The following is a 24,145-nucleotide window of genomic DNA, read 5'->3' as shown; positions in this document are numbered from 1 at the left end:
TAGATGAAGGAGAAAATACTAATTGTTGAAGATGAATTTATAGTTGCAAATGATTTGAAAATCATGCTGCACAAAGCAGGTTATCAAGTGGTTGGAATTGCCGCTTCTGTGGCTCAAGCTAGAAAATTAATCGAAGATAAAAGTCCGGATTGGATTTTATTGGATATTATTTTAAAAGGAGAATTAACCGGAATTGATCTCGCAAATGAACTTCGCGAAAAAAATCTGCCTTTTCTGTACATTTCTGCCAATACCAATCAAAGCACTTTAGAAGCCGTAAAAGCTACGCATCCGTATGGTTTTATGGTAAAACCTTTTAGAGAAAAAGATCTTATTGTAATGCTTGACATTGCCCGTTATCGCTTTGATCAGGAAAAAGCAGATTTGGCTGTAAACCAATTCCATACTGAAGCCCAAGAAATCAAAGGAATTATTGGTCAAAGTCCGCTTTTGAATGATGTTATAGAAAAAATAAAAATTGTGGCTCCAGCCGAAACTTCTGTGCTTATTTTAGGCGAAAGCGGTACAGGAAAAGAAAGAGCAGCACACGCCATACATGAACTTTCAGCACATAAATCGAACCCGATTGTGGTGGTAAACTGCGCCGCTTTACCGCAGTCTTTAATAGAATCGGAACTTTTCGGACATGAAAAAGGTGCTTTTACGGGCGCGAATGCGTTACGAATTGGAAAGTTTGAACAAGCCAATAATGGAACCATTTTTCTGGATGAAATTGGAGAACTGCCACTCGATTCTCAAGTGAAATTATTGCGTGTTTTACAGGAAAAAGAAATTCAGCGTTTGGGAGGAAATAAAACGATAAAAATCAATGTTCGTATTGTAGCAGCCACCAACAGATCGCTAGAAAAAGAAGTTGCCGAAGGGCGCTTTAGGCTTGATTTGTATTACCGTTTAAATGTATTTCCGATACAGTTGCCGTCTTTAAGAGAACGAAAAGAAGATATTGAAATACTGGCACAATACTTTCTTAAAAAGTATGCAGCAAATTCTAGAAAAAATGTCAATAGCATAAGTGCAAAAGCTTTAGAACAATTAAAAAAATACAATTGGCCTGGAAATGTGCGAGAATTAGAACATTTGATTGAACGAAATGTGCTTCTCGCCAAAACAAACGAAATTGAAAATTTTGAGCTTCCTTCTAGCACTTCGGCTTTCTCCTCGCAAATTGGCTCTGACAAATTAAAGTCAATGGAAGAAATGGAGAAAGAACATATAATGAATGCGCTTCAGCTCTGTAACGGCAAGGTTTCTGGTAATGGCGGTGCAGCCGAACTTTTAAAAATGCAGCCGCAGACTTTGTATTCTAAAATGAAAAAATTAGGAATTAAGCAGGGATATAATTAAATTGCTTATTGATTTAACCGCAAAGGTTTACGCAAAGTGCGCAAAGGATTTTCGCAGAGAACGCTAAGTTTTTAAAGGTTTAATTAAGAATTAAAAGTTCGCAAAGCTTTGTCTGCACAAAGCTTTGCGAACTTAATATCTAGATTCCGCTTAAGCTTTTAATAAAAAATCTTAGCGAGCTTTGCGTAAATTCTGCACGGGCAAAAGCAACCAAAAGAAATTAATCTACATTAAGAAGACTTAACCGACTACTTATCGAACTTTGTCCTTATAAAACAACTAAAGCCAAAAAGATGGAAACAATAAAACTAGAATTAGACGAGAAAAAACATGGAGCTTTTAATCTTTATGTCGACGATAAAAAACTGGGAGAAATGACGGTAAGCATCAAACCAGATTTACTGACGGTTTACCATACAGGTGTTGAGCCAGAAGCAGAAGGAAAAGGTTATGCTAAAAAGCTTTTAGAAGAAATGGTTTCTTATGTACGTGCTAATAATTTAAAAGTTTTACCGCTTTGTCCTTACGTTCACGCGCAATTTAAAAGACATCCAGACGAATACGAGGATATTTGGAAGAAATAATATACTCAAAGTTTGTCATCCTGACGAAGGAAGGATCGCACTAGTAAATCGACCAAGATTGGCAGTTTATTTCACGCTCCCGATAGCTATCGGGATTAGCAGATATTTGAGATTTCCTTTATCGAAAAAAGATCTAGCAGATTTCTTAAAATAAAATCTATTTTAATCTGCTAGAATCTTTTAAAATCTGCGTGAAACAAATCTATGCGCAAAGTTTTTTTTCACGCAGATTTAGCAGATAATGCAGATTTTGATTGTCTAAAAGATTTGCGCAGATTTCTTAAAATAAAATCTATTCTAATCTGCTAGAATCTTTAAAAATCTGCGTGAAACAAATTATACGCAAAGAATAAAAATCTGCGTAAAACCAAATTCACTAAAAAAATAAAAAAAATATACTATGAATACAGAAATTTTAACAGACGGTATTCCATTAAATGAAGCTAAAAAAGCGTTGGTTATGATACACGGACGCGGTGCCAACGCTCATGATATACTTTCGCTTGCGAGACATCTTAAAGTTGATGATTTTGCTTTGGTCGCGCCTCAGGCCGAAAACAGCACTTGGTATCCGTATTCGTTTTTAGCTCCACTGGACGAAAATGAACCTTCGTTTTCAAAATCATTAGAAGCAATACATCAAGTTGTAGTGGCAATACAGCAAAACGGAATCGAAAAAGAAAATATTTATTTCTTAGGGTTTTCTCAAGGGGCTTGTCTTGCTTTGGAATTCACTACGAGAAATGCAGCAAAATATGGCGGAATTGTAGCTTTCACAGGCGGATTAATTGGCGATAAAGTATATGAAAACCATTATGCTGGTAATTTCGAAAACACGCCTGTTTTTATAGGAACAAGCGATCCAGATTTTCACGTTCCTGTAGAAAGGGTCAATGATACTGAAACGCTTATGGAAAAAATGGGTGCTGATGTTACTAAAAAAATCTACCCGAACATGGGACACACCATCAGTCAAGATGAAATTAATTGTGCTAATGCATTAATTTTCAATAAAAAATAATGATTACGATAACTCGTGTTTACAGCGATGCCAACGGAGAAAGTCATTTTGAAGACTTTGAAGTTCCGTTGAAAAACAATGGCGACATCGGTTTTTTATCTGATGATCAACCGGTAAAATCTATTGTTTTTAGAGAAGTGAGTCCCTCTTATGATTACGATTTTCACAATGCGCCAGACCGCCAATATATTGTTTTACTGGAAGGCGGTGTAGAAATCGAAACTTCTTTAGGAGAAAAAAGAACCTTTCCGACTGGTTCAATTTTATTGGTGGAAGATACCACTGGAAAAGGACACAAGACCAAAAACCTTGAGCCAAAATTGCGAAAATCGATATTTATAAAGTTGGTTTAAAGACTTTGTTTCAAGTTTCAAGTTTCAAGTTTCAAGTTTCTGCTCGAACTTTGTCAAAGTTTTAAACTATAACAAAGTTGAAAAATGTTTTTTAAACACATAGAAATATAGATTTTCTTTGCTTCTAAAAGGATAAAGAAAGAAACTAGTTTCTAACACATAGTAGTTTGCGTATTTCTTTGTGAGAACTTTGTCTAATTTAGAACTTTAATAAAGTTGGCAAGTAGTGTTTTGTGTATTATTGAAAGTGAAACGCCTTTTATACGTTTCAATCCCGATAGCTATCGGGAATGTCTCTATGTGTTTAAAAATCCGCTCCAAAAAAAATCAATTCAGAAAGTGCTCTTTTTTAATTCCTAGCTTTCGCATTCTAGAAGCTAGTGTTGTAGAAGGCAAACCAAGCAAAACAGCCGCGCCCTGCGGACCAGAAATTCGTCCGTTGCATTTTTTTAGGACTTTTAGAATGTGTTCTTTTTCTACTTCTTGAAGTGTTTTGGTATAAAATTCATTTACTAAATTACCTGGACTTGCAATTGCAATTTCTGGAAAAATCATTTCTTTGATCTTATCGTCTTTGGCAAACAAAATGCTTCTTTCTATCATGTTTTCCAATTCGCGGACATTTCCGAGCCAAGCATTAGCTATCATGCTTTTTTGGACTTTTTTAGAAAAACCTCTTATATTCTTTTCCATTTTTTCAGCATGTTTTTTCAAGAAAAAATTTCCCAAAACGACAATATCTTCTTTACGATCACGCAAAGCAGGCAGACAAATCGGATAAACATTTAATCGGTAATACAAATCACTTCTAAAACGCTCTTCTGCAACTTCTTTTTCTAAAACTTTGTTGGTTGCGGCGATCACTCTAGCATTTACTTTAATGCTTTTGTTTCCGCCAACTCTTTCAATTTCTTTTTCCTGCAAAACCCGAAGCAGTTTTCCCTGCAATTCTAAAGGCAACTCCCCTATTTCATCTAAAAAAATCGTGCTGTTTTCAGCTTGTTCAAACTTCCCGATTCGCTGTTCTGTTGCGCCTGTAAAAGCACCTTTTTCGTGTCCGAATAATTCGCTTTCAATTAGACTTTCAGGGATAGAAGCACAATTTACTTTAATCATTTTTTGGTTTGAAACCTCAGACAAACTGTGAATAGCGTTTGCCACAAGTTCTTTTCCTGTTCCCGTTTCTCCCAAAATTAAAACGGTAGAATTAGAAAAGGCTACTTGCGAAATCAATTCGTAAACTTCTTTCATCGCATCGCTGCTTCCTATAATTCCTTGAAAATCTTCATTTTGCGACGTAGTTTTTTCCTCTCTTTTTTTTGAAATATTCTTTTTCAGTATTTCCAGTTCAGCAAAAACAGTTTCGTTTTGAGTTGTCAATTCAATATTCCTAATCGTAATAGATAACTGTGTGGCAATTCCTTTTAAAATACGGCTAGATTCTCTGCTGAAAGTTTGGGCATTTTTGAAGAAAAGAAAAAGCACATTTCGATTCCCTTTTATATAAGGAAGCCCAATTCCGATTCCGTTTCTAAAACCTTTTTCACAAATATTCTGAATGTAATCTGGACTTTTCAAATCTGATTTTAAGTCAAAAGAAACAATATCGGCAGAATCTGTACAGCGATCGAAAAAAGAATCTTTTTCGGGATAGCTTTTTGAATCTGTACTTTTATCTGTTGAATAGAAAATTCGATATTCGGCTTTGCTGTCATAAGAAGAAGCTATAACAAAATTATTAAACTGAAGGTTTTCTTTTAGCAACGTATTTACAATAGTGCCAAATTCATTTTTGTTTAAAGCCTGAGAAAGCGCTGTACAAATATCCATAATCAGCATTTGTTCTCTTTCTCTTTCCTGCAGTCGTTGTGTAATTGCAGTGTTATCTGTCGGCTTTTGCATAAGGTATTTCTTGTGGATTTTTTTGGGACTGAAAGCGTAAAATTAAGAAATAGGCTTTAGTAAATAGCTAATCGATTGCGCTAAATTGAACGAGATATAATTTTAACACATAGAAACATAGATTTTTTTGCCTATCAGAGGAGGCAAAAGAGAAATTCATTTCTCACACATAGTTTGCTATGTGCATTTAAATAAGTGAAACGCCTTTTACATTTTAATCCCGATAGCTATCGGGAATGTTTCTATGCGTTAAAATCATCTCTGCAACTAACATTTTCTAAATATGCCTTTTCCATTTCATAAAATTACGATATATCGTATCTATTAAAACTTATTATTAATCTAAACGTCTTGTTTTTCAAAGCCTTTTTAAAATCGGAATGTTATTTGGTTAATCTCTAGCGTTTTTCAAAAACAATGCCTTTTTATTTCTTAATCTAGGTTAATCGATCCAGAAGCATAACGGGCGTAAATTTGTAAAAGAAAATCAATAACAATTTAATATAACAAATACCATGGAAAATAAAATTTTAGGCTTACACCATATTACTGCAATTGCAGGTGACGCTAAACGCAATTTTGACTTTTATTCAAAAGTTTTAGGATTAAGATTTATCAAAAAAACAGTAAACTTTGACGATCCGGGAACCTACCATTTTTACTTTGGTGACGAAGTAGGAAGCGCAGGAACAATTCTAACTTTTTTCCCTTGGGGAGCAGGAATCCAGCAAGGAAGAAAAGGTTCGGGAATGGCAACTGAAATTGGATATTCTGTTCCAAAAGGAAGCCTTGATTTTTGGCAAAAACGTTTTGAACAATACAACGTAATTTACAATAAACCAGCTGAAAAATTCGGAGAAAAATATTTGACTTTCTTAGATCCAGACGGATTGAAATTAGAGTTAATCGAATCTAAAACAGACGATAAAAGAAAAGCTTGGGAAACTGACGAAGTAAAAGCAGACGTGGCTACAAAAGGTTTCCACAACATTACTTTGACTTTAAACAATATTAAACCAACAGCTGCGATCTTAACTGAAATATTTGGTTATAAATTGATCGATCAGGATGTAAACCGTTACCGCTATGCAACAGATGCTGTAGAAAATGCTGCAATTGTTGATTTGGTAGAATTACCAGAAGAAAAACGCGGTTTCAACGCAAACGGAACTGTTCACCACGTGGCTTTCCGCGTACCGAATGACGAAGTTTTAATGAAATTCAGAGAAAAAATCGAAGAATACGGATTACAGATTACGCCGCAAATTGACAGACAATATTTCCACTCTCTATATTTCAGAGAACCAGGAGGAGTTTTATTTGAAATCGCAACAGATAATCCTGGATTTACTGTAGACGAAAGCTTAGAAGAATTAGGTCAAAACTTAAAACTTCCAGCTCAATATGAGTCTCAAAGAGCTGCTATTGAAGCGCATTTGGTTAAAATTAATTAATTTCCAAACTGGTTTAACCCAAACAACACAACTATTTTGAAAAAGCTGTCCTTATTGGGACGGCTTTTTTTGTTTGTGATTAAAAAGAAACATACTTTTGTAAGATTTTTTTTTAAAAAAATTTTAAAAAATTGTAGTACTGGCTTGTTGAGGACAAGAGACCTTATAGAAAAATGTTTTTATATTTGATATTTTGCAAATTTTAACAATGAACTTAATTTAGTTACAAACCTCTATATAGTGTCGACATCATTATACCAAGCAAAAACGAAAGAAACTCAAACTGTAGAAAAAGACCAAATGAAATCAATAATTCTTATTTTAATTTCAGCCCTGATTTTATCAAGTTGCGCAAGTTTTTCTAGTAGAATAGTAAAAAAAAATAAGACCAAAATAACCGAAAAAAATTTAAATAAGCTTGAAGGTAGTTTTGAACTTTTTCCTGATACAAGTTATACTCATAGCGGTAACCCTGAAATAATAAAATCCAAAGCTGTATTGAGAAGTTTCTATTATTTTGTTAGTAAAAATAAAACTGAATTTGATAGTTTAGCTACATATTCCGTTGAATTAAAATTTATAAATAATAAAAAAATCAAGTTCTTATTTAAAAAAGAGGACGTAAAAATTGATAGCACAGAAATCGGTGGAAAACTAAAAAACAATGGACTTTTTCATCTTGATAATAAGTATGTAAAACGCAATGGAATTCCTTTTATTTTTGGCGGTTTCACTAGTAACAAGACAAGAATTGGCTTAGCAAAAGACAATGGCCTTTTAGTAAATTATGCCTTTGATGTTTCTGGTGCTTTACTAATTATAATCGGAGATGGGTTTTCATATAATTCTGCTTTTCATTATAAACGAATTGAAAATAAATAACCCAATAGCGCGCTATCAACATCATTATCAGAATGTTTTGGCATTTATAATCAAAATAATACATATCTTTAAAGTATAGAAAAAAAACAAAGAAGCCATGCAAAAATTACAATTTAAAAAAGAAATAAATGCATCTGCTCAAAAGGTATATGAAACGATGCTCGGCTTAAAGGACAAAGCCACTTATGAATATTGGGTCAAAACTTTTAACCCTACTTCTACTTATGAAGGCAGTTGGGACAAAGGAAGTAAAATCCGTTTTGTTGGAACAGATGAAAACGGTAAAAAAGCCGGAATGGTTTCGGAAATTGAGGAAAACAATCCTGCTCAATTTGTTTCCATTCGCCATTACGGTTTTTTAGATGGAGATACCGAAGTAACCACTGGCGAACAAGTTGAAAAATGGGCCGGCGGACATGAAAATTATACTTTTGAAGAAAATAACGGTATTACAACGGTAACTGTCGAAATGGATACTATTGAGGAATATTTGGATTATTTCAACAGTACGTATCCAAAAGCTATGGACAAATTAAAAGAAATTTCAGAGCAATAAAAAACTGAAACTCACTTATTGAGAATACATCACATTTTAAAAAAAGCTGTCTAGATTTTAGACAGCTTTTTTTTGAAATTGTTTCATCACATAAATTCTTTTTTCAAGCAAAAAATATGGTTAAAAATGTTTTCTAAACACTTTTAAAACGCTTAGTTTTACGTTTCCAAACACTCCTAAACATGAAAAAAGTAATTTTCTTACTTTTACTAACTTTCTTTACCACACCCTCTTTTTGCCAAAACAAAACCGATAAACTTAAGCTTCAGAAAGATAGATTGATGCTTCATAATGTTGCGATTTATCTTCGTAACGTTAATCAAGGTTCTATAGATATTGACAGCGCCATGATTTTGGCTTGCAAATCGCATAATTTGCCCTACACGCTTGCCAATGATGAAGGTTTTAATGACGGATCTGATTTTCCTGGAAATAATTTAATCACCAACAATTATGTTCGCGGTGCAGAAATGCTTCTGCCAAGACTTAGTAGCATTAACCAGATCAAGCTGGCATTGCAGATTGGGAGTTTTTATCTGTTTAAAACTGGCGCTAAAAAAAATGATTTGAAAAATGCGCTTTTGTATATTCATAAGGCGCAAAAACTGGCTGAAAAAAACCATATTCAAAAATGGATTTTCCAATCTCAATTTCTTCTTGCTAAATACTATTATCAAGCAGGAAACACGAAGTTGAGCAGTACCATTTTTTCACAGCTGGTCAACGTAGCAAGAAAAACAAAAAACGATCAATTATTAGCCGAAGCGATAGACAATCAAGGCACTTACATGCCAGATGATAATCCTGAAAAAGCAGTTGTTTTAGCCGAAGCTCGTGAGATTTACAAAAAAACAGAAAATAAAGAAAAGGAAATTGAAACCTTAATGAAAATAATTCCGGTGCATTTCTGGACTGGAAAAATGGAATTGGCCAAAAAAGAGCTTCTTACTAGTCTTCATCTTCAGAAAAAAATAGGTTTTCTACATACGCAATATACAGAGACTACCATTTCGTATATCGAATTGCTGAATAACAATTTACGAAATTCCCTGTATTATGCTTTGAAAAGCGTTAGCTCAATGGAAAAAACAAAAGACTACGCTTTTGCAGACAGTTTTTATATACGTTTGGGCAACATTTACACTAGCACGGGCTACTATGAAGATGCGCTTAAATTTTATCAGAAAGGAATTGAGTACAACCAGAAAGAATTAAACGCAGGAACTTGGTACAAAAGCTTTTTTGGAGCTTTACGATCTTTAATGGACAATTCTAAATATGCCGAAGCTTTAAAATATCTGGAAACAAATTCCAAAAAATATCCACCCAAAAACGACATCGATTTTATGATTTTTTATCAGCTTAAAGCGCGCTGTTACGAAGAATTAGCAAGATTTAAAGAGGCAGAAAACAATTATGAAAAAGTCGATTTTTATGCCAAGAAATTGAAAAACAAAGAAGCTGTCAAAGATGTGGCGACTTGTTCTTCGATCATGGCTTTGTTTTATCTCAAAATTAATAAACCTCAAAAGGCAAAAGAGATTACAGATCGAATTATTGCTATTACAAAACCAAAAACAGAGGGTTTTAATCCGCAGCAATTGGAACTTTCTTTATTTAAAATTGATTCGATCAACGGAAATTATCTTTCTGCGATCGATCACATGAAAAATTATACTCGAATTCAGGATTCGATTGATGATATTGCCAAGCATCGGGATTATGAAAATTTAAAATTTAAGTTTGAAACATCGGCCAAAATACAAAACATTAAATCTTTAAAACAGCAAACGAATCTTCAGAAAAGTCAATTGCAATCGTCCAGACTTCTTAATATGATTTCTGTCAGCAGTTTATTTTTACTGCTGATTATCATTATTTTATTATACAATAGAGCGAAGATAAAACAGCGCAATACCAGCCGTTTACAAGTAAAAGAAAAGGAAATTAAGCTAAAGAATATAAAGCTGGAACGCTTGGTAGAAGAAAAAGAATGGCTTTTGAAAGAAATTCATCATCGTGTAAAAAACAATCTTCAAACTGTAATTAGTCTGCTTAATTCACAGTCGTCTTATTTAAAAGATGATTTGGCAATTTCTACTATAAAAAACAGCCAGAATAGAATTTATGCAATGTCGCTGATTCATCAGAGATTGTATCGTGAAGATAATGTTTCGATGATCGATATGCCGGAATACTGCAATGAATTGGTTGAATATTTAAAAGAGTCTTTTAATGCCGAATATATCGATTTTAAAGTTCAAGTTGACTCGATAGAATTAGATATTTCTCAGGCTATCGCTTTAGGATTAATTATTAACGAAGTCATTACCAATTCGATAAAATACGCTTTTAAAAATACCGAAAATTCCAGAATCAGTCTGGCATTATCTGAGATTTCGCAAGATTATTATAGGCTTCATATTTCTGATAACGGAATTGGAATACAGGATATCGAAGCATTGCAAAATAGCGATTCGTTCGGAATGACGCTTATAAACGGTTTAAGCAATACGCTTGAAGGAGATTTGTCTATTACAAACGAAAATGGCGTAAGTTTTCAGTTGACTTTTAAAAAGGATTTTAGATAGAAATTTAAACACATAGAAACATAGATTTTATGTTTATCTGAGGATGTCAAAGAGAAAATATTTCTTTCACATAGTTGGCTAATGTGTAATTAAATTTAAGAATAATCCTAAAGTTTTTTTTCTAAAGTAAAGAATCCGAAGGATTCAAATGTTTATAGAATTTCATTCTAGAGCGTGAGTATGACCCCTTCGGGGTCACATATAGGCGGCAAGAATTATGTGCTATAAATATTTGAATCCTCCGGATTCTTTATAGCAAACTTCAAATTATACGCTATAGACATTTGAATCCTTCGGATTCTTTATAATGAACCCCAAATTATAATTTATATTGTGCTCCTTTTGTGGATTATCCTACTACGGCTTCTATTAATAATTTCATTCACGAATTAATCTTCTTCGGCCATTAATTCTATTTTCGCCATGATTAACGCGAGATTATTTTCTAGAATAATCTTTCCGTCGCGCCATTCTTTTTTATTCGATCCGCTTGAAATTCTAAAAATAAAATCGCCTGTAAAAACGTAGCCATAAGTTTCTCTTAAACCATTTTTAGTTAGTCGTTTCTGGGCTTCTCTTAAATCAACTTTAATTTCGATTCCGTTTTTACAAATAACTGTTTCCAAACCGTCAAGATCTTTTTTGAATTCATGTCCGCGATATTCAATCAGCTGAATAAAAGCATTCATAAACCGCAAAGCACGATCTACGTTTTCTTTAGAAACATTTAAATCCAAAATCTGAAATTTGTCTTCTTCCATATTTGCATTGGAAACTTTTCTTTCCCAATATTTCTGTGTTGCTGCAATAATTGAATGCGGATTTTCAAGCTTTTCGCTAACGACTAAGGGCGCATTTTTATCGTTTTTTATACTTTGCGCTAAATCCAACAAAGGTGTAGATTTAGCAGGAACTCGCAGCTGCATTTCGTACGCCTTTTTCAAAATAGCGATTTCATTATTCCCCTTAAAATCAAGTGGTAACTGCGGAACACTTTTTCTTTTGTATACTGGACCAATCCAATGTCTGCTTTTAGGAAGCGGAATATTCATTCTTTCGCACGCATTTTTGATTCCCATACTGGAAATTTCATAATGTTTTGCAATTTGCGGAATTGGAAATTTCCAAACCAAGTTATAAAGTTCTGATCGGGTAAAAATAATTTTGTCCATAAATCAGTCAATTCAAATCAAAAGAAAATTCACCATTTCCATAATTGCTTACAGAAACGGTGAATTATAAAAAAAATAAAGACTACTCTACTCCGCCTCCTAAAGCACGATACAGGTTAATTGCTGCATTCAGTTTTTCGAGTTTTATGGTTACCAAATCCAATTCGTTTTGCAGCGAACTGTTCTGAGCCGCAATTACTTCCAGATAATTTGCCATTCCGCTTTTGTAAAGCAAACCAGCATCTGAAGTTGCTTTGTCCAACGATGCAGCTTTATCTTTTGCTAAAATGATACGTTCGTCAGCATATTTTAATCGAGACATGGCATCGTTTACTTCTCCAACTGCGGTGATAAAAGACTGTTTAAACTGTACAGCCGCTTTTTCCTGTTCTAAAACAGCAACTTCATAAGCCGTTCGCAACGCTTTTTTTCTAAAGATTGGCTGTGCTAAATTGGCAGCAATCGTTTTGGTTATCGATCCTGGAAAATCAAACCACTTTTCAAATTCAAATGAGTTTAACCCAACTGAAGGACTCAAGCTTAGTGTCGGATACATGGTCGCTTTTGCCAATCCCGTTTTCGCAGCAGCAGACATAACCGCATATTCGCTAGCTTTAACATCTGGTCTTCGACTTAAAAGTGAAACTGGAATTCCAGATGGTAAAACAACTGAAACTTCTGCAGCATCTATATTCCCAGCTCTTTCGATCTTATCTGGATATTCTCCGCATAAAATCTGCAAAGCATTTTCTTGAACCGCAATATTAGCTTTCGCTAAAGGCACTAGCAATTCAGCTGTTTTTTTCTGCGCTTCTGTCTGGTTTACAGCCAAAGAACTAATTGAACCCGAATTGTATTGCAATTGCATCATATTCAAAGTATTTGTACTTAATTCGATGTTTTTCTCAGCAATTTTCAGCTGTTCATCTAAACCTAAAAGATTGTAATACGCTTGCGCCACTTGCACAATAATTCGGGTTTTCAATGCCGAAAGATTTTCTTTTTGAGCAAAATAAGCTGCTTTAGCGTCTCTTTTCTGCATCGCTGCTTTTCCCCAAATGTCAACTTCCCAAGAAAGTCGAAGATTGGCACTGTAATCGTCCATATAATCTTTACCAATAAACTGCTGGCTCAAAGACCCGTTTAGGGAATTTTTAGATGGATAAGAACGGCTCGCTCCAGCATCGAAATCTAGTGTGGGTAATAACGATAATTTGGCTTGTTTATAGCTGAGATCGAGCTGTTCCATGCTTTTCATGGCAATGATCACTTCATTGTTTTTGACTAAAGCTTTTTCTATCAAAGCAACCAGTAAAGGATCTTTATAATAGTTTTTCCACGGAAGCAAAACCGTGTCTCCAGTAACCGCGACTTCTTCGCGGTATTTTTCTGGAGCATTTAAATCTTCACGAGAATATTTTTTCCCTACCACGCACGATGTCATAATCGCGCCCGTAAGTAAAACCATTCCGATTTTATATATACTTTTCATTCTTATTCTTTTATCGTTTGAACTTGAGCTGGAATCTTTTTTCTGGATACTTTTTCCTGTAAATATTGGAATACAATGAAAAGCAACGGAATCACAAAAATTCCTAGAATAACACCGCTAAACATTCCTACTGCGGCACTTACACTGATAGATCGGTTTCCAACGGCTGTTCCTCCAGAAGCAAACATCAGCGGAATCATACCTACAATAAAAGCCAGCGAGGTCATGATAATTGGTCGCAACCTTGATCTCGATCCTTCAATTGCTGCTTCCATAATCGTTAATCCGGCAAGACGTCTTTGTAGAGCAAATTCTACGATCAAAATGGCATTTTTCGCTAGAAGTCCGACCAGCATGATTAATCCGACCTGAACATAAATATTGTTGTCTAAACCAACCGCTTTGATTCCGGCAAAAGCGCCTAAAATTCCTGTTGGAATAGAAAGCAATACGGCAAGCGGCAGTAAATAACTTTCGTATTGTGCTGCCAATAAGAAGAATACAAACAATAAACACAATCCGAAAATGGCAACGGTTTGGCTACCTCCTGCTTTTTCTTCCAAACTTAAACCTGTCCATTCGTAACTGTAATCAGACGGAAGTTTGTCTAAAACTTGCTCCAGATTATCCATAATCTGACCGTTACTATAGCCTGGCAATGCCATTGCTGTAATACTTACCGAATTATAAAGGTTATAACGATTCACCGATTCTGGACCGTAAACTTTGTGGAATTTCACGATTGATTTTACTGGAACCATCTGCATATCTGCATTTCGCACGAAAATTTCGTTAAATGCATCTTCATCCATTCTAAAAATTCCATCCGCTTTTACGTTTACACGGTAAAACTTACCAAATCTTGAAAAGTCAGCTGATTGATCTCCTGCAAAATAGGTTTGAATATTTCCTAACAGTTCTTTGATGTTTACACCCATTTGGCGCGCTTTATCTTCATCAACTTCCAATTCCAATTGTGGATAATCGGCTCTAAAAGTTGTATACGCATATTGCACTCCTGGCTGCTGCATAATCTGACCAATAACTTTATCAGACATTGCTTTTAACGTTTCCGGACTTCTTGCCATTCTGTCTTGCAATACAATTTCAGCACCACTCGTTACCCCAAATCCTTCAACTGGAGGCATTCTGAAAACCATAATCTGACCTTCTTTAATTTTAGCCAGTTTTCCGTTTACGATGTTCATGATTTCTTCAATATCTTTTACAGCTCCTCTGTCTTTTTTAGGCTTCAGTTTTATAAAACCTAATCCGTAAGCAGGACTGGCACTGTTGCTCAAGATGTTGAATCCCGTAATACTGGTATTTACATCGATAGCTTCTATAGGAGCCAATTCTTTTTCTAATTTCGAAATTACAGCAGTAGTTCGATCAAGAGCTGTTCCTGGTGGCATCGATAAACTGTATACCATGAAACCATCATCTTCTAGAGGAACGAAACTTTTTGGTGTAGACATCATCATGTAAACTGCAATTGCCGTAATTCCTGCAACTAATCCGGCAGCAATCCATTTTCTTCCAATTAAGAAACGAACGCCTTTAATATACCTTCCTGTTAAGTTGTCAAAACTGCTATTGAAACCAACGAAGAAACGCTCTTTAAAACTCGTTTTATGTTCTTGATCACCATGTTTTGCTCCGTGATTCTTTAGCAAAAGCGCACATAATGCAGGCGTAAGCGTCAAGGCATTTACAGCAGAAATGATAATCGCAATGGCCAATGTATAAGCAAATTGTTTATAGAAAATTCCCGAAGATCCCGTCATGAATCCGATAGGAATAAATACCGCCGACATCACCAGAGTAATCGAAATTACTGCTCCTGTAATTTCTGCCATTGCGCCGTGTGTCGCATCTTTTGCTGAAATCTCTGAATCTTCTTCCATTTTACTGTGAACGGCTTCGACAACGACAATCGCGTCATCGACGACAATTCCGATCGCTAATACCAAAGCAAAAAGCGTTAGGATATTAATCGTAAATCCGAAAACCAAAAGGAAGAAAAACGTTCCTACAATCGCTACCGGAACCGCAATAGCCGGAATTATCGTCGAGCGAATGTCCTGAAGGAAAATAAATACTACAATAAATACCAGAATAAAAGCTTCAAGCAAAGTCGATTTTACTTGTCCTGTCGCTTCGTCCAATCTATCTTTGGTACTCATTACGTTTACGTATTTAATACCTGGAGGAAAAGATTTAGACAATCGTTCTACTTCTTTGTTGATTCCGATTTCGATGTCGTTGGCGTTTGAACCCGATGTCTGTAAAATAGCCATTGTAACGGCATTTTTACTATTCGATTTGTTATCTCCACTGTACGAAATAGAACCAAATTCTACTCGTGCAACATCTTTCAATCTTAGAACATTGCTACCAACGTTTTTAACGACAATATTTTCATATTGCTCTGGTTTGTTCTTTTTTCCTTTGTAACGAATTACATATTCTAAAGCCGCAGTAGATTCTTCTCCCAATTTACCTGGAGCCGATTCTAAACTTTGTTCTGCAATAGCCTGAGTAACATCTGAAGGCACTAAACCTGCATTCGCCATTTTACGCGGATCTAACCAGACACGCATCGAATAATCTTTTTGTCCGAAAATCTGAACCTGTCCAACTCCTGGAACACGTTTCATTTGGGGAACTAAGTTGATATTCGCATAATTCTGCAAGAACAATTCATCGTATTTGCTATTATCATCTGTATATAAGTTGAAAATAACAATCATACTGTTTTGCTGTTTAGAAGTCGTTAATCCCATACGGATTACTTCTTGTGGCAGTTTTGGAGTGGCTTGCTGTACTCTGTTCTGAACGTTTACCGCAGCTTGATCTGGATCTACTCCTTGTTTAAAAATGACGTTGATCGAAAATGTTCCGTCGTTACTCGCAGTCGATTTAATGTACTGCATGTTCTCCACTCCGTTAATCTGCTCTTCTAAAGGCGTTACTACCGAACGAATTACAGTTTCACTGTTTCCTCCAGGATACGAACCGCTTACCATAACTGTTGGCGGCGAAATATCTGGGAATCGCGTTACAGATAATCGGGTAAGACCTATAATCCCCAGTATCACCAGTACAATAGAGATAACTGTGGCCAATACTGGCCTGTCTATTATTTTCTTTAACATGGAAATGTTATTTTATTTAATGAAAAATTATTTGCTGCTTGTGTTTTTAGCAGCGGTTTTTGGAACTACTTCCATACCATCGTAAAGTACATCGATAGAATTTAGCGCAACTTTATCGCCCGGTTTCAATCCAGATTTTACAAAATAATCTACTCCAGCACTACCCGCGATTTCGATTGGCACCATAGCTACTTTGTTTCCTTTTAAAACAAAAACAAAGAATTTATCTTGGATATCTTTTACGCTCGCCATCGGAACTGTAATAACAGACGATAAACTTTTGTTCAATACAATTCTTGCAGAACCTCCCGCACGCAATTGCTTTTTCGGATTTGGGAAAATGGCTTTTAATGCGATTGTTCCTGTAGCGCGATCAATATTTCCACTGGCAACTTCTAGTTTTCCTTTGTGCTCGTACTCGCTGTCATCAGCCATAATTAAACTTACGGTCTGATTGTTTTTGGCATCTTTAGAAAAAGCTAAATAATCTGCTTCTGTCAATGAAAAATAAACAAACACATTATTGATTTCAGATAAAACCGTCAACGGAACAGCGTCTGTTGGCGTAACTAAATTTCCGATACGGTTTGGAATACGGCTAATGTAGCCGCTTACAGGAGCTTTAATCAAAGAGAAATCGGCATTAATCTGAGATGATCCCAAAGCGGCTTTAGCCTGTGCTACTTGTGCAGTTGCTGCTTCGTAATTGGCTTGTGCGGTTTTTAACTGCATGTCCGAAAATACTTTTCCTTCAACCAAAGGCTTGATTTTCTCTACTTCCAATTTAGCATTTGCCTGATTCGCCAAAGCGCTTTTATAAGCTGCACGGCTGTTGTTTACTTGTTCGGCGTAGACATCGCCTTTAATTTTAAAAAGAGATTGTCCTTTGGTAACATAATCTCCTTCTTTTACATATATCGCTTCTAAGTAACCAGATACTTGAGCTTTTATATCAACGTTTACGGTACCTTCTACTGTTCCTGGATATTTTTTTTCTACTTCTCCTGTTACAGAACTCGTCTGCAAGAAGTCTACTTCTGGCTTTGGAGGAGCCATTTGTCCTTCTCCACTTTTTCCGCATGAAGAAAGGGAAAGGGTTATCAATAAAATTGCAATTCTGCCAATTGCTTTATTATTTTTAAAAAATTGTTTTGTCATTTTACTTTTCATTTTAAATGAATATGTGGAATTTGGCAGCAAAATAACAGCGTAAAACGGCATTTTTATGGGAGAAAGTTACCCAAACGGCATTTTTTGATACTGAAACGGAGTTTTTTTTTAAGGCTCTAAGGTACTGAGATGCTAAGGGGCTAAGGTTTTTGTTTTTGCCACGAAGGCACTAAAACGCTAAGTTTTTTTTTCGCCACGACTAGAACGATAGTGACAGGCGAAGCAATTCACGAATTTTCGCTAATTAATGCTTTGCGTTAAAATTGCTGACGAATAATTTCTCGAATTTTATCAGTCAGAATGGTAAAACACAACGTTTGTCATTTCGACGGAGGAGAAATCTCCGCTAGAAATTCTACAAAGATTGGGTATAGATTGCGGAGCTACTTGTAGAGATTTCTCCTCCGTCGAAATGACAAAAATGAGAGTAAATACAGGAAAAAATTAGCGAAAATTTGTGGAATTTGTGGCAAAAAAGCTTCGCGTGCAAAATAAAATTCGTGAATTGCTTCGCCTGTCACTATCGTTCGAGTCGTGGCGAAAAAAACTTAGCATCTTAGCACCTCAGAACCTTAGAAGCTTAAAAAACTATCGATCCATCCACTGTTTAAAGAAAGGCGTTTTTTCCCTACTGATGATTACCTCGCGTTCGGGATCGAGTTTTAATTGGATTTTTAGTTTTGCGTTGAAGTAGTTCGCAATAGATTTGATACTTTCTGCACGAATGAAAAACTGGCGGTTGGCACGGAAAAAGATATTCGGATCGAGTTCTTGTTCCAATTCTTCCATGGTTTGCGGAATCGAGATAATTACACCCGATTTCAAAAATAAATTACTGGTTTTAAATTCAGAATAAATAAAGTCGATATCAGAAACGTCTACACTTTTATAGCCGTCACGATACGTTACTAAAAAGCGCATTCTGAATACTGGTTTTTGAATAAGTTCTTTTAGAATTCCAGTAATATTGGTAACGCTAGTTTCGTTTTTGTTTAAAGATTTGAATTTTGTTAAAGCAAACTCCAATTCGGTTTTTTCGATGGGTTTCATCAAATAATCGATGCTGTTTACTTTGAAAGCACGAATGGCATATTCGTCGTAAGCGGTAGTAAAAATTACAGGGCAAGTGATATTTATTTCATCAAAAATAGAAAAGCTTAGTCCGTCCGCTAAACGGATATCCATTGTAATTAAATCAGGACACGGATTGGAGTTCAGCCAAGCCACTGTATCTACGACAGTATCAATAATCGCGACGATTTCACAATTGGGTTCCAGCTCTTCTAACAGCCTTTTTAATCGGCTGGCGTTAATGCTTTCATCTTCTACAATTAAAATTTTCATAACTCTTAAATTAATGGCAGACGTACTTCGTAATAGTCGTTTGATTCACTAAAAATCGGCATTCTTTCAGATAAAATTTTATAGCGAAATTCAATATTTTTATTTCCAATTCCGGTAGAAACCAGACTTTTTCCAGCTGTTCGCTGCAAGTTATTTCGAACAATAATATCTCCAGAATCTGAAAAAACAGAAATCGTAAGCGGATTGGCTAAAGTTGCCATATTGTGTTTTACGGCATTTTCTACCAATAACTGCAACGTTAATGGAGGTAAATGAAGCGCTAAAGAAGGAGAATCGATCTCAATTTTCAAATCGATTTTATCGCCCAATCTTTTCTTCAATAAATAAAAATACGCATTCAAGAATTCGATTTCTTCTTTTACCGTAATCGTATCTTTATTGGAGTTCGAAATCATATAACGATATACTCTCGTTATATTTTCAAGAAACGAAGCTGCTTCCTTCTGGTCCTCATAAATCAGTTCTGTGAGCGTACTAAAATTATTGAATACAAAATGCGGATCTAACTGCATTTTTAAAGACTCTAGTTTTGATCTTGTTACGGATTCTTGAAGTTCTGAGGCTTTTATTTTTAATTCTGCCGTTTCCTCGGCATTAATTCGCCATCTGTTCAATAAAAATATTCCAGTATGAATGGCGCTCATTAAAAGAGAAATTATTGCAGCCATAATTTTAGACTGCCAAATGGTAACCAAATCATTTTCTTCTAGTGCTGTACACGGATAAAAATAATCCCAAACACTAGAAAAGATAAGATTTAAGAGACTGTTTCCGGCAATTAGGCAAATAAACTGCGCTATTGCTCTAAATACCGGATTTTGCTCCCAACTAATATAATAATTAAGTTTTCTGCCTATAAAAAGTGTAAGCTCGGTTAAGATGGCGCAATACACTAAAATGATGAAAATATCAAAGGTCTGATCGATATCAATTAAATCCTTTTCATCAAAAGTTCGATAAGGATTTAGCCAATAATACGAAGAAAAATACACCAAAAAAACAGCCGGAATTACAATAACTCTATAATATTTATAGAAAAAATTCTTGCCCGATTTTTTATTTTGGTTCTTTCTACCCATTAATTCCCTCGACTGTAAAAATTAAAAAATCCTATTTTTAATGTTCTACCAGAACACCTTCTTGTTTGTTGTCTGCTTTTATTGTGGCAACTGGATTTTTCTCACGCATAACGCCCCATTTCAAGCACGTTGCACCCCAAGAAAATCCGGCACCAAAAGTAGTGATCAATACATTCTGTCCTTCTTTGAAATCGTCCTTGAAGTCCCATAAACATAACGGAACTGTTGCAGAAGTTGTGTTTCCGTAACGGTCGATATTTACTTTAACTTTATCAGAATCAATATTTAAACTTTCGCCAACAGCATTAATAATTCTTAAATTAGCCTGATGTGGCACTACCCAGTCAATTTCGCTAGCTTCTAATTCATTTTTTATCAACGCATCTTGCGAAACTTGGCTCATGGCAGAAACTGCTTTTTTAAATACAAAAGCTCCGTCTTGTTTTAAATAATGTGTTCTGTGCAAAAGGCTCTGCATAGACGTTGGATTTCTAGAACCTCCCGCTGGAACAGCTAGAGAAGAAACACCACTTCCGTCAGTTTTTAGAATCGTTTTCATTAAACCAGCGTCAGATTCTGATTTTTCTAATAAAACCGCTCCTGCTCCGTCTCCGAAAAGAATACAAGTATTACGGTCTTCATAATCTACGATAGAGCTCATTTTATCTGCTCCAACGATAATTAATTTTTTGTAGCGTCCGCTTTCTATCATGTTTGCTCCCATTTCCAGCGCATACAAAAATCCGCTGCAAGCTGCATTCATGTCAATTCCAAAAGCATTTGTAAGTCCGCTTTTATCGCAGACAATACTTGCTGTTGGGGCTAAAATGTGATCTGGAGTTGCTGTTGCTACAAGCAAAGCTTCAATTTCGCCACGATCTACATTATAATTTTCGACAAGATTTTCAATCGCAGCAGCGGCAAGATCAGATGTTGCTGTATCGTCGTCTGCAATTCTACGTTCTCTAATTCCAGTTCTTTTTATGATCCATTCTTCAGATGTATCAACTGTTTCTGAAATCTCTTTATTGGTCAGGATTGATGATGGCACGAAACCACCTATAGCTGTAATTACTGCTCCCATTTTGTTTTTGTTTTTTTTAAGCTTTCTACTCTTAGAACCTCATGCTTAAATACTTATTTTTTTGCTTTTTTACAGTTCATTTAGATCTGGTGGGAAAAGCAAATTTTCATTCCTTCAAAAGCGGATTAAATCCTACTGATCATTAATTTTATGAGAAAATATTATTTTTTCAAAAACTGAACAGGCTAAAAATATTATACAAAATCCAATTAAAATAAATCAAAAACCTACACAAAGCGTTCTCTCGGTATTACTCGGTATAAATCTTAGTTTATTCTACTTTTAAAGTTATATAATGCTGTTTTAGTCTGTACAAAATTTTCTATTATAGCTTTTGTTTAACTGATAAAAAGCGATCTGCATTTCGTTTTTAGAGTGCCACAAAATTAATTTAAAAATATCTGAAACAAGTAGATAATTAAGAATAATTAACAAAAATGACAGAAACATTAAGATATAATTTTGATACTCGGCAATAGACTCTAAAAATTATCGAATTGATAAAATCAAAAATAAATCTGTTAAACTTTATTTTGATACTATTTATTCAAAAAAAGCACCCAATTTTTATATGATTATTTTTTAAATCAAATTAATCTTTAATAATTCGGAAACGACAATAAAGGGATATCTAGACCTGTTGCTAAAATCCTAGTCTTGCTTCTGTGTACTAGAGAATCCCAAAAACCATATTTTTGAGGCACCATAATTAATAGATCAGCTTCATAATTTTTGATTTCTTTCCTAATTTCGTTAATTACAGCATTCGATCTTACTGTTTTATACAAATATTTAACATCTTCAAATTCTTTTTCAATATTAGAATTCATTAAAACTCTATGCTGTTCTTCTTTCAAATCGTCTAGCTTGTCGTCTACGCTGAAAAACTCAATCTCAGCATCAAAATCTCCTAATGTATTTTTAATCCAGCTGAATTTTTTGATAGCCGAAAAACTTAGACTGTCGCAAGCGTATAAAACCTTTTTTATATTCAGGAAACGAGCATTTTCTGGAACCGCCAAAACTGGAATATGAAGGTTTTTAATTGCAGAAGTAGTCGAATTTCCTAATAATTCCTGCTCAAAAGAACGTTCTGCCATTCCCATAACCACAACATCAGCATTTGTTTCTTTTATAATTCTCGGAAGCTCATCTTCTAAAAAAGAATACGTGCAGATTGCTGACGTTTCAATTTGAAACAAATCTGCCAATTCTTTGGCTAAATTTTCCAGTCTAGAAATTGCTTTGTCAATTTGTTTCTGCATTGCATCTGCGGTAATATGTGAGTTGGCACTGTGCACACTCAGCGAAAATGAATTAAATAAAACCAATTTTGCACCCGTAGCTTTTGCAAGTCCGGCAGCATAAGCAACGGCATTATTGGCAATGGCAGAAAAATTAGTTGCGGCGATTATAGTAAGAGGTGAATTCATAAAATAGTAATTAAGCTTTATGCAAAATTCTTTAAATAAAGGCTTCTATCTTTTTTTATATAACCGAATAATCATTTTTTACGACTCAACCGTAAAATTTCATTCCTGAAAAAACAGGCTTTCTTTTTTTGTTTCTTACTTTAAAAACGATACAAATAATTAAAAGATAATCTCTTTAAATATTTAGTAATTTTACTTTTCTACTACAAACAAGTTCAGGCATGAAAACTAAAATAACACAATTACTAGGTATTGAATACCCAATATTACAAGGCCCCATGGGAGGTGGTTTTTCGACTGCCGCTCTCTTGGCTGCTGTTAGCAACGCAGGCGGATTAGGGAGTTATGGAGCTTATACGCTAACTCCTGATGAAATTCGCGAAGCAGGAAAAGAAATTAAACTGGCGACTTCTAAACCTTACAATATCAATTTATGGGTGAATGATGTCGATAAAAGCCTCGTAAATTATCCTGCTGAAAAACTGGAAAAAATAAAACAGCTTTATAAACCTTATTTTGATGAATTAAAGATTCCGCTTCCTGATTTATCTTCTGATATAGCTTCTAAATTTGAAAAACAGGTCGAAGTTTTGTTCGAACTTAAACCCGCTGTTTTCAGTTTTATTTTCGGAATTCCGTCTAAAGAAATTCTGCAAGAAAGTCGAAAATTAGGTATAAAAACCATTGGTGCAGCAACAACTCTTGAAGAAGCACTTGCTCTTGAAGATGCCGAAGTTGATGCTATTATCGCTGCCGGATTTGAAGCGGGCGGACATAGACCTTCATTTTTAAAACCAGCGCAAGATTCTTTTACGGGTTTATTCACGCTGGTTCAGCAATTAAAAGCGAAAACCAAAACACCTATAATTGCCGCAGGTGGAATTATTGACGCAAAAGGAATTGCTTCCGCCATGGCTCTCGGTGCCGATGCCGTACAATTAGGAACCGCTTTTATGGTAACCGATGAATCTGGTGCCACTCCTGTTCATAAAAAAATGATTTTTGATCATCCGAATCTTTCAACAACCGTTTCCAAATCACTGACAGGCAGAATGGGACGAATGATCACCAATAAAATATCTGATGCTGTTCCTTTTGAAACCGAAGTGCTTCCTTTTCCGCTTCAGACCAAATTTATAGCACCTTTAAAAAACGCCGCTCTAGCACAGGGAAGAACCGATTTGATTTGTTTATGGTCGGGACAAAATACTAGTACGCTAAAACACCATAAAGCCAGTGATTTGATGCAGGCTTTGATTGCTGGGCTGTAGCCTGCATTGTGTGTTTTAACGCAAAGCTTTTTTTTAACGCAAAGAGCGCGAAGGTTTTTTTTATATACTATGAACACATTTTAAGTTCGCAAAGCTTTGGGTAAAGCTGGCTGAAATGCTCGCAAAGTCACGAAGTCGCAAAGTTTGTTTCACGCAGATTCTGCAGATTTAGGCAGATCTAAAAGGATTTTTATAATAATCTGCGTAGATCTG

Annotated in this window: 18 protein-coding genes; 9 read left to right on the top strand and 9 right to left on the bottom strand. The window is 35.2% G+C overall.

The annotated features are described in order from the left end of the window. Window positions 1–3: 3 nt before the first annotated feature. The 4 genes from EG814_RS19440 (at window position 4) to EG814_RS19425 (ending at window position 3,323) form a co-directional block, all read left to right on the top strand. Window positions 4–1,365: a sigma-54-dependent transcriptional regulator gene (locus EG814_RS19440; protein ID WP_125723541.1), complete on the top strand. Its 1,362-nt coding sequence runs from the start codon at window positions 4–6 to the stop codon at window positions 1,363–1,365. Window positions 1,366–1,658: 293 nt separating this feature from the next. After that, the gene (locus tag EG814_RS19435; protein WP_095929144.1) at window positions 1,659–1,949 is read left to right on the top strand and encodes a GNAT family N-acetyltransferase; all 291 of its coding nucleotides are present in this window, start codon (window positions 1,659–1,661) and stop codon (window positions 1,947–1,949) included. A gap of 400 nt (window positions 1,950–2,349) precedes the next feature. Next, window positions 2,350–2,970: an alpha/beta hydrolase gene (locus EG814_RS19430; RefSeq protein ID WP_125723540.1), complete on the top strand. Its 621-nt coding sequence runs from the start codon at window positions 2,350–2,352 to the stop codon at window positions 2,968–2,970. Next, window positions 2,970–3,323, top strand: coding sequence for a cupin domain-containing protein (locus EG814_RS19425; protein ID WP_125723539.1), 354 nt, complete (start codon window positions 2,970–2,972; stop codon window positions 3,321–3,323). The genes EG814_RS19430 and EG814_RS19425 overlap by 1 nt, the downstream gene beginning before the upstream one ends. Before the next feature lie 327 nt (window positions 3,324–3,650). On the opposite strand, the gene EG814_RS19420 is transcribed toward EG814_RS19425, so the two are convergent. After that, the gene (locus tag EG814_RS19420; RefSeq protein WP_125723538.1) at window positions 3,651–5,225 is read right to left on the bottom strand and encodes a sigma 54-interacting transcriptional regulator; all 1,575 of its coding nucleotides are present in this window, start codon (window positions 5,223–5,225) and stop codon (window positions 3,651–3,653) included. 515 nt (window positions 5,226–5,740) lie between these two features. Here EG814_RS19420 and EG814_RS19415 point away from each other — a divergent pair. The 4 genes from EG814_RS19415 to EG814_RS19400 all read left to right on the top strand — a co-directional run bounded on the left by EG814_RS19415 (window position 5,741) and on the right by EG814_RS19400 (window position 10,708). After that, window positions 5,741–6,679 (top strand): ring-cleaving dioxygenase, encoded by a 939-nt coding sequence (locus EG814_RS19415; RefSeq protein WP_125723537.1) that lies wholly within the window; start codon window positions 5,741–5,743, stop codon window positions 6,677–6,679. A gap of 240 nt (window positions 6,680–6,919) precedes the next feature. Then, on the top strand, window positions 6,920–7,561 hold the full coding sequence (locus tag EG814_RS19410; protein ID WP_125723536.1) for a hypothetical protein: 642 nt from the start codon (window positions 6,920–6,922) through the stop codon (window positions 7,559–7,561). 97 nt (window positions 7,562–7,658) lie between these two features. Beyond that, window positions 7,659–8,117: an SRPBCC family protein gene (locus EG814_RS19405; RefSeq protein WP_125723535.1), complete on the top strand. Its 459-nt coding sequence runs from the start codon at window positions 7,659–7,661 to the stop codon at window positions 8,115–8,117. A 182-nt stretch (window positions 8,118–8,299) separates the two neighbouring features. Then, a complete protein-coding gene (locus EG814_RS19400) occupies window positions 8,300–10,708 on the top strand; it encodes a sensor histidine kinase (RefSeq protein WP_125723534.1) in 2,409 nt (802 codons plus the stop codon). 389 nt (window positions 10,709–11,097) lie between these two features. Here EG814_RS19400 and EG814_RS19395 read toward each other — a convergent pair whose 3' ends face one another. The 8 genes from EG814_RS19395 to EG814_RS19360 form a co-directional block, all read right to left on the bottom strand. Beyond that, a complete protein-coding gene (locus EG814_RS19395; protein ID WP_125723533.1) occupies window positions 11,098–11,880 on the bottom strand; it encodes a hypothetical protein in 783 nt (260 codons plus the stop codon). Window positions 11,881–11,962: 82 nt separating this feature from the next. Further along, complete coding sequence (locus EG814_RS19390; RefSeq protein ID WP_125723532.1) at window positions 11,963–13,372, bottom strand: efflux transporter outer membrane subunit; 1,410 nt, start codon at window positions 13,370–13,372, stop codon at window positions 11,963–11,965. A gap of 2 nt (window positions 13,373–13,374) precedes the next feature. Further along, window positions 13,375–16,530 (bottom strand): efflux RND transporter permease subunit, encoded by a 3,156-nt coding sequence (locus tag EG814_RS19385; protein WP_125723531.1) that lies wholly within the window; start codon window positions 16,528–16,530, stop codon window positions 13,375–13,377. Between the two features lie 27 nt (window positions 16,531–16,557). After that, window positions 16,558–17,688 (bottom strand): efflux RND transporter periplasmic adaptor subunit, encoded by a 1,131-nt coding sequence (locus tag EG814_RS19380; RefSeq protein ID WP_125723530.1) that lies wholly within the window; start codon window positions 17,686–17,688, stop codon window positions 16,558–16,560. Between the two features lie 600 nt (window positions 17,689–18,288). After that, a complete protein-coding gene (locus tag EG814_RS19375; RefSeq protein ID WP_125723529.1) occupies window positions 18,289–19,044 on the bottom strand; it encodes a LytR/AlgR family response regulator transcription factor in 756 nt (251 codons plus the stop codon). A 5-nt stretch (window positions 19,045–19,049) separates the two neighbouring features. Next, complete coding sequence (locus tag EG814_RS19370) at window positions 19,050–20,144, bottom strand: sensor histidine kinase (RefSeq protein WP_125723528.1); 1,095 nt, start codon at window positions 20,142–20,144, stop codon at window positions 19,050–19,052. A gap of 37 nt (window positions 20,145–20,181) precedes the next feature. Then, entirely contained in the window at window positions 20,182–21,228 is a 1,047-nt protein-coding gene (locus EG814_RS19365; RefSeq protein ID WP_125723527.1) for a beta-ketoacyl-ACP synthase III, read from the bottom strand. Between the two features lie 599 nt (window positions 21,229–21,827). Next, complete coding sequence (locus EG814_RS19360; protein WP_125723526.1) at window positions 21,828–22,661, bottom strand: universal stress protein; 834 nt, start codon at window positions 22,659–22,661, stop codon at window positions 21,828–21,830. A gap of 221 nt (window positions 22,662–22,882) precedes the next feature. Between EG814_RS19360 and EG814_RS19355 the strand changes: the two genes are divergently transcribed. Then, the gene (locus EG814_RS19355; RefSeq protein ID WP_125723525.1) at window positions 22,883–23,932 is read left to right on the top strand and encodes an NAD(P)H-dependent flavin oxidoreductase; all 1,050 of its coding nucleotides are present in this window, start codon (window positions 22,883–22,885) and stop codon (window positions 23,930–23,932) included. Window positions 23,933–24,145: the final 213 nt, after the last annotated feature.

This window comes from Flavobacterium ustbae (genome assembly GCF_003946915.1).
Classification (GTDB): Bacteria; Bacteroidota; Bacteroidia; order Flavobacteriales; family Flavobacteriaceae; genus Flavobacterium; species Flavobacterium ustbae.
This window is presented reverse-complemented; position numbering and strand designations above follow the sequence as displayed.

Coding starts and splice junctions, on each gene's coding strand:
- EG814_RS19440 (WP_125723541.1), top strand. CDS start 4: ATGAAGGAGAAAATACTAATTGTTGAAGATGAATTTATAGTTGCAAAT.
- EG814_RS19435 (WP_095929144.1), top strand. CDS start 1,659: ATGGAAACAATAAAACTAGAATTAGACGAGAAAAAACATGGAGCTTTT.
- EG814_RS19430 (WP_125723540.1), top strand. CDS start 2,350: ATGAATACAGAAATTTTAACAGACGGTATTCCATTAAATGAAGCTAAA.
- EG814_RS19425 (WP_125723539.1), top strand. CDS start 2,970: ATGATTACGATAACTCGTGTTTACAGCGATGCCAACGGAGAAAGTCAT.
- EG814_RS19420 (WP_125723538.1), bottom strand. CDS start 5,225: ATGCAAAAGCCGACAGATAACACTGCAATTACACAACGACTGCAGGAA.
- EG814_RS19415 (WP_125723537.1), top strand. CDS start 5,741: ATGGAAAATAAAATTTTAGGCTTACACCATATTACTGCAATTGCAGGT.
- EG814_RS19405 (WP_125723535.1), top strand. CDS start 7,659: ATGCAAAAATTACAATTTAAAAAAGAAATAAATGCATCTGCTCAAAAG.
- EG814_RS19400 (WP_125723534.1), top strand. CDS start 8,300: ATGAAAAAAGTAATTTTCTTACTTTTACTAACTTTCTTTACCACACCC.
- EG814_RS19395 (WP_125723533.1), bottom strand. CDS start 11,880: ATGGACAAAATTATTTTTACCCGATCAGAACTTTATAACTTGGTTTGG.
- EG814_RS19390 (WP_125723532.1), bottom strand. CDS start 13,372: ATGAAAAGTATATATAAAATCGGAATGGTTTTACTTACGGGCGCGATT.
- EG814_RS19385 (WP_125723531.1), bottom strand. CDS start 16,530: ATGTTAAAGAAAATAATAGACAGGCCAGTATTGGCCACAGTTATCTCT.
- EG814_RS19380 (WP_125723530.1), bottom strand. CDS start 17,688: ATGACAAAACAATTTTTTAAAAATAATAAAGCAATTGGCAGAATTGCA.
- EG814_RS19375 (WP_125723529.1), bottom strand. CDS start 19,044: ATGAAAATTTTAATTGTAGAAGATGAAAGCATTAACGCCAGCCGATTA.
- EG814_RS19370 (WP_125723528.1), bottom strand. CDS start 20,144: ATGGGTAGAAAGAACCAAAATAAAAAATCGGGCAAGAATTTTTTCTAT.
- EG814_RS19365 (WP_125723527.1), bottom strand. CDS start 21,228: ATGGGAGCAGTAATTACAGCTATAGGTGGTTTCGTGCCATCATCAATC.
- EG814_RS19360 (WP_125723526.1), bottom strand. CDS start 22,661: ATGAATTCACCTCTTACTATAATCGCCGCAACTAATTTTTCTGCCATT.
- EG814_RS19355 (WP_125723525.1), top strand. CDS start 22,883: ATGAAAACTAAAATAACACAATTACTAGGTATTGAATACCCAATATTA.